Origin of the sequence: Cellulomonas bogoriensis 69B4 = DSM 16987 (assembly GCF_000767165.1) — a bacterium.
Classification (GTDB): domain Bacteria; phylum Actinomycetota; class Actinomycetes; order Actinomycetales; family Cellulomonadaceae; genus Actinotalea; species Actinotalea bogoriensis.
Genome location: NZ_AXCZ01000194.1, coordinates 1 through 4,693, shown reverse-complemented (window position 1 = coordinate 4,693; position 4,693 = coordinate 1). Strand labels below are relative to the sequence as shown.

Sequence of the window (4,693 nt, the reverse complement as noted above, 5' to 3'; positions counted from 1 at the left end):
CGGGGAGGCGGAGGCGCGGCGGCGGCGTCCTCGTCCCGGGTCGGCAGCACGTTGCGGGCCGAGTCCGCCACACCCTTGGCAGCACGCTTGAAGCGGTCCGCGACGGACTCCTGCCCGGTCTCGGGCCCAGCCGGTGCCTGGGGCGGGGACGGGGTCGACGGTTCGGTCCGGTTCACCGAGGTGCGCTGCGGGGGCGCTGCCGGGCCGGCCGGGCGAGGACGCTGCGACTCATCGGTCTGCGAGCTCGACCCCGTCGGCCGGTCAGGCGCGATCGAGGGCGGCTTGGGCCCGTCCGTGCTCATCAGTCATCCTCACTCGGTGCCACCTGGGGCTCCGCGTCAGTGGTGTCGGTCTCAACGGTAGCCGCATCGGTGTCCAGGTTCCGTTCGACGTTCCTGGCCACCGCCAGGATCCTGTCGCCCGGGTCCGGCTTGGCGAGGATGACACCCGTCGCGTCGCGCCCGTGCACAGGGATCTCCTCGACCTGCGACCGGACCACCTTGCCACGCTCCATGACGACGAGGACCTCATCCCCAGCCTCGGCCATCAACGCGCCCACAAGGGACCCACGTCCGTCGGGCAACCGTGCAGCACGAACGCCCAGGCCACCGCGCTTGGTGCGGCGGTAGTCCAGGTTCCCGTCCGAATTCACCCTGTGCATGCTCGACCTCTTGGCCGTGCCGCCGTCGGTGACCGTCACCAGGAACGAGTCCGGGCCGATGGCGTCCATGGCCAGGAGCTCGTCGCCGTCACGGAACTTCATGCCCGTCACGCCCGACGTCGCCCGGCCCATGGCACGCAGCTGCTCGGCCGTCGCCTCGAACCGCACCGCCTGCCCCAGGCGGGACACGAGCACCAGCTCGGAGTCCTCGTCGACCAGCGCCGCCGAGACCAGCTCGTCGGCGTTGCCGCCCTCGTCCTCGCGCAGGTTGATGGCGATCAGGCCACCGGACCGGTTCGAGTCGTACTCCGACAGGCGGGTCTTCTTCACCAGACCCCGGCGGGTCGCCAGCACCAGGTACTCGGCCTGCTCGTAGTCCCGCAGGTCCAGCACCTGGGCGATCTGCTCACCCGGCTGGAACGCCAGCAGGTTCGCCACGTGCTGGCCCTTCGAGTCACGCCCACCCTCGGGGAGCTCGTAGGCCTTCGCCCGGTACACCCGACCCAGGTTGGTGAAGAACAGCAACCAGTGGTGGGTCGTGGTGACGAAGAAGTGCTCGACCACGTCGTCGGCGCGCAGCTGCGCCCCCCGCACACCCTTGCCGCCACGCTTCTGCACCCGGTAGCTGTCGCTCCGGGTGCGCTTGGCGTACCCGCCACGAGTGATCGTGACGACGACCTCCTCCTCGGCGATGAGGTCCTCCATCGAGACCTCCCCGTCGAACGGGAGGATCTCGGTGCGGCGCTCGTCCCCGTACCGGTCGACGATCTCGGTGAGCTCGGCGCCGACGATGTCACGCTGGCGCTGCGGGCTGGCGAGGATGTCCTTGAAGTCCTCGATCTTGACCATCAGCGCGTCGTACTCGTCGGTGATCTTCTGCCGCTCCAGGGCGGCCAGCTGACGCAGCTGCAGGTTGAGGATCGCGCGGGCCTGGATCTCGTCGACCTCGAGCAGGTCCATCAGGCCCTGCCGGGCCTCGTCGACCGTCGCCGACGCCCGGATCAACGCGATGACCTCGTCCAACGCGTCGAGCGCCTTGAGGTACCCGCGCAGGACGTGGGCCCGCTCCTCCGCCTGGCGCAGCCGGTAGGTCGTGCGTCGCACGATCACGTCGAGCTGGTGGGTGACCCAGTGGCGCACGAACGCGTCCAGGCTGAGGGTCCGCGGCACGTCGTCGACCAGCGCCAGCATGTTCGCACCGAAGGTGTCCTGCAGCTGGGTGTGCTTGTACAGGTTGTTCAGGACGACCTTGGCGACCGCGTCCCGCTTCAGCACCACCACCAGGCGCTGACCCGTACGGCCGGACGTCTCGTCCCGGATGTCGGCAATCCCCTGGACCCGCCCGTCCTTGACCAGGTCCGCGATCTTGGCTGCGAGGTTGTCGGGGTTCACCTGGTAGGGCAGCTCGGTGACGACCAGGCACTGACGGTTCTGGATCTCCTCGACCGTCACCACCGCGCGCATCGTGATCGAGCCGCGGCCCGTGCGGTACGCCTCCTCGATGCCCCGACGGCCCAGGATCGTGGCCCCGGTGGGAAAGTCCGGACCCGGGATCCGCTCGATCAGGGCCTCGAGCAGCTCCTCCTTGGTGGCCTCCGGGTGCTCCAGGTGCCAGTGCACGCCGGCCGCGACCTCGCGCAGGTTGTGCGGAGGGATGTTCGTGGCCATGCCGACCGCGATCCCCGCGCTGCCGTTGACCAGCAGGTTCGGGAACCGCGACGGCAGCACCGACGGCTCCTGGGTCCGGCCGTCGTAGTTGTCACGGAAGTCGACGGTCTCCTCGTCGATGTCCCGGACCATCTCCATGGCCAGCGGCGCCATCTTGCACTCGGTGTACCGCGGGGCGGCGGCGGGGTCGTTGCCCGGTGACCCGAAGTTCCCCTGCCCGGCCACCAGCGGGTACCGCAGCGACCAGTCCTGGACCAGACGCACCAGGGCGTCGTAGATCGCCGAGTCGCCGTGCGGGTGGTACTTGCCCATGACGTCGCCGACGACGCGGCTGCACTTGGAGAACTGCCGGTCGGGCCGGTAGCCCCCGTCGTACATGGCGTACAGGACCCGGCGGTGCACCGGCTTCAGTCCGTCGCGGACGTCCGGCAACGCCCGACCCACGATCACCGACATCGCGTAGTCCAGGTAGGACCGCTGCATCTCCAGCTGCAGGTCCACAGGACTGATGCGGTCGATCGGGGGTGTCTGCTCGGTCACGCTGGTCTACCTCGTCTCAGGATGGGCTCAGGGCCGCTCGACGTCACGAACGCCCGCAGGACGGTCGTCAGATGTCGAGGAACCGCACGTCCTTGGCGTTGCGCTGGATGAAGCTGCGGCGGGACTCCACGTCCTCACCCATGAGCACGGCGAAGATCTCGTCCGCGGCGGCCGCGTCGTCCAGCGTGACCTGCAGCAGGGTGCGCTGCTCCGGGTCCATCGTGGTCTCCCACAGCTCGGAGTAGTCCATCTCGCCCAGGCCCTTGTACCGCTGGATGCCGTTCTCCTTGGGGATCCGCTTGCCCGCGGCCTGACCCTCGGTCAGGAACGCGTCACGCTCCCTGTCGGAGTACACGTAGTCGTGGGGGGCGTTGGACCACTTGAGCCGGTACAGCGGCGGCTGCGCCAGGTACACGTGACCCTGCTCGATGAGCGGACGCATGTACCGGAACAGCAGCGTCAGCAGCAGCGTCGAGATGTGCTGGCCGTCGACGTCCGCATCGGCCATCAGGACGATCTTGTGGTACCGCAGGCGCGCGATGTCGAAGTCCTCACCGATGCCCGTGCCGAAGGCGGTGATCAGCGCCTGGACCTCGGCGTTGCCCAGCGCCCGGTCCAGCCGGGCGCGCTCGACGTTGAGGATCTTGCCGCGGATCGGCAGGATCGCCTGGGTGCGCGGGTTGCGGCCCCGCACCGCCGAGCCACCGGCCGAGTCACCCTCGACGATGAAGATCTCGCACTCGGCCGGGCTGTTGGACTGGCAGTCCTTCAGCTTGCCCGGCATGCCACCGGACTCGAGCAGACCCTTGCGTCGGGTCGCCTCACGGGCCTTGCGGGCCGCCATCCGCGCAGCGGCCGCCTGGATCGACTTGCGGATGATCTCCTTGGCGTCCAGCGGGTGGGCGTCCAGCCAGTCGCCCAGACGCTCGTGCACGACCTTCTGCACGAACGTCCTCGCCTCGGTGTTGCCGAGCTTGGTCTTGGTCTGCCCCTCGAACTGGGGCTCACCGAGCTTGACGGAGATGACGGCGGTCAGACCCTCACGGATGTCATCACCGGTGAGGTTGTCGTCCTTGTCCTTCAGCAGGCCCTTGTCGCGCGCGTACCGGTTCACCAGTGACGTCATCGCCGCACGGAAGCCCTCCTCGTGCGTGCCGCCCTCGGTGGTCGAGATCGTGTTGGCGTACGTGTGCACGGACTCCGAGTACGCACCGGTCCACTGCAGCGCGATCTCCACGGAGATCTTGCGCGTGGTGTCCTCGGACTCGATCTCCACGACCTCGTCGTGCACCAGGTCGACCTTCTTGGCCGAGTTCAGGTGCTTGACGTAGTCGACCAGACCGCCGTCGTACTTGTAGGTGACCGACCGTGCGGTGGCCCCCGATGCCACGGTCTCCTCGACGACCTCGTCCTCGGCCTCGCCGCCCGCCGGGGAGGTGACCTCGTCCTCGGTGCCGGTGTGCTCGGGCCGCTCGTCGGTCAACGTGATGCGCAGCCCCTTGTTGAGGAACGCCATCTGCTGGAACCGGGCGCGCAGGGTCTCGAAGTCGAAGTCGACCGTCTCGAAGATCGTCGGGTCCGGCCAGAACGTCTGGGTGGTGCCGGTGCGGCCGGTGGCACCGGTGTTCGTCAGCTCGCCCTGGGGCTTGCCCCCGTCGGCGAAGTTCATCAGCCAGCCGTACCCGTCGCGCTCCACCAGCGTCTCGACCCGGGTCGACAGGGCGTTCACCACGGAGATGCCCACCCCGTGCAGACCACCGGAGACCGCGTACCCGCTGCCGCCGAACTTGCCGCCCGCGTGCAGGATCGTCATGACGACCTCCA

Annotated in this window: 2 protein-coding genes and 1 pseudogene; all 3 read right to left on the bottom strand. The window is 68.9% G+C overall.

Annotated features, from left to right (window positions below; translation table 11 throughout):
• A pseudogene (locus N869_RS12975) lies at positions 1 to 302 on the bottom strand (hypothetical protein); the annotation flags it as partial.
• Entirely contained in the window at positions 302 to 2,812 is a 2,511-nt protein-coding gene (gene gyrA / locus N869_RS12970; protein ID WP_156968548.1) for a DNA gyrase subunit A, read from the bottom strand. The gene gyrA and the pseudogene N869_RS12975, both read right to left, overlap by 1 nt.
• 124 nt (positions 2,813 to 2,936) lie before the next feature.
• Positions 2,937 to 4,693: DNA gyrase subunit B (locus tag N869_RS12965; RefSeq protein ID WP_035062294.1), on the bottom strand; the 1,757-nt coding region annotated here is incomplete at its 5' end.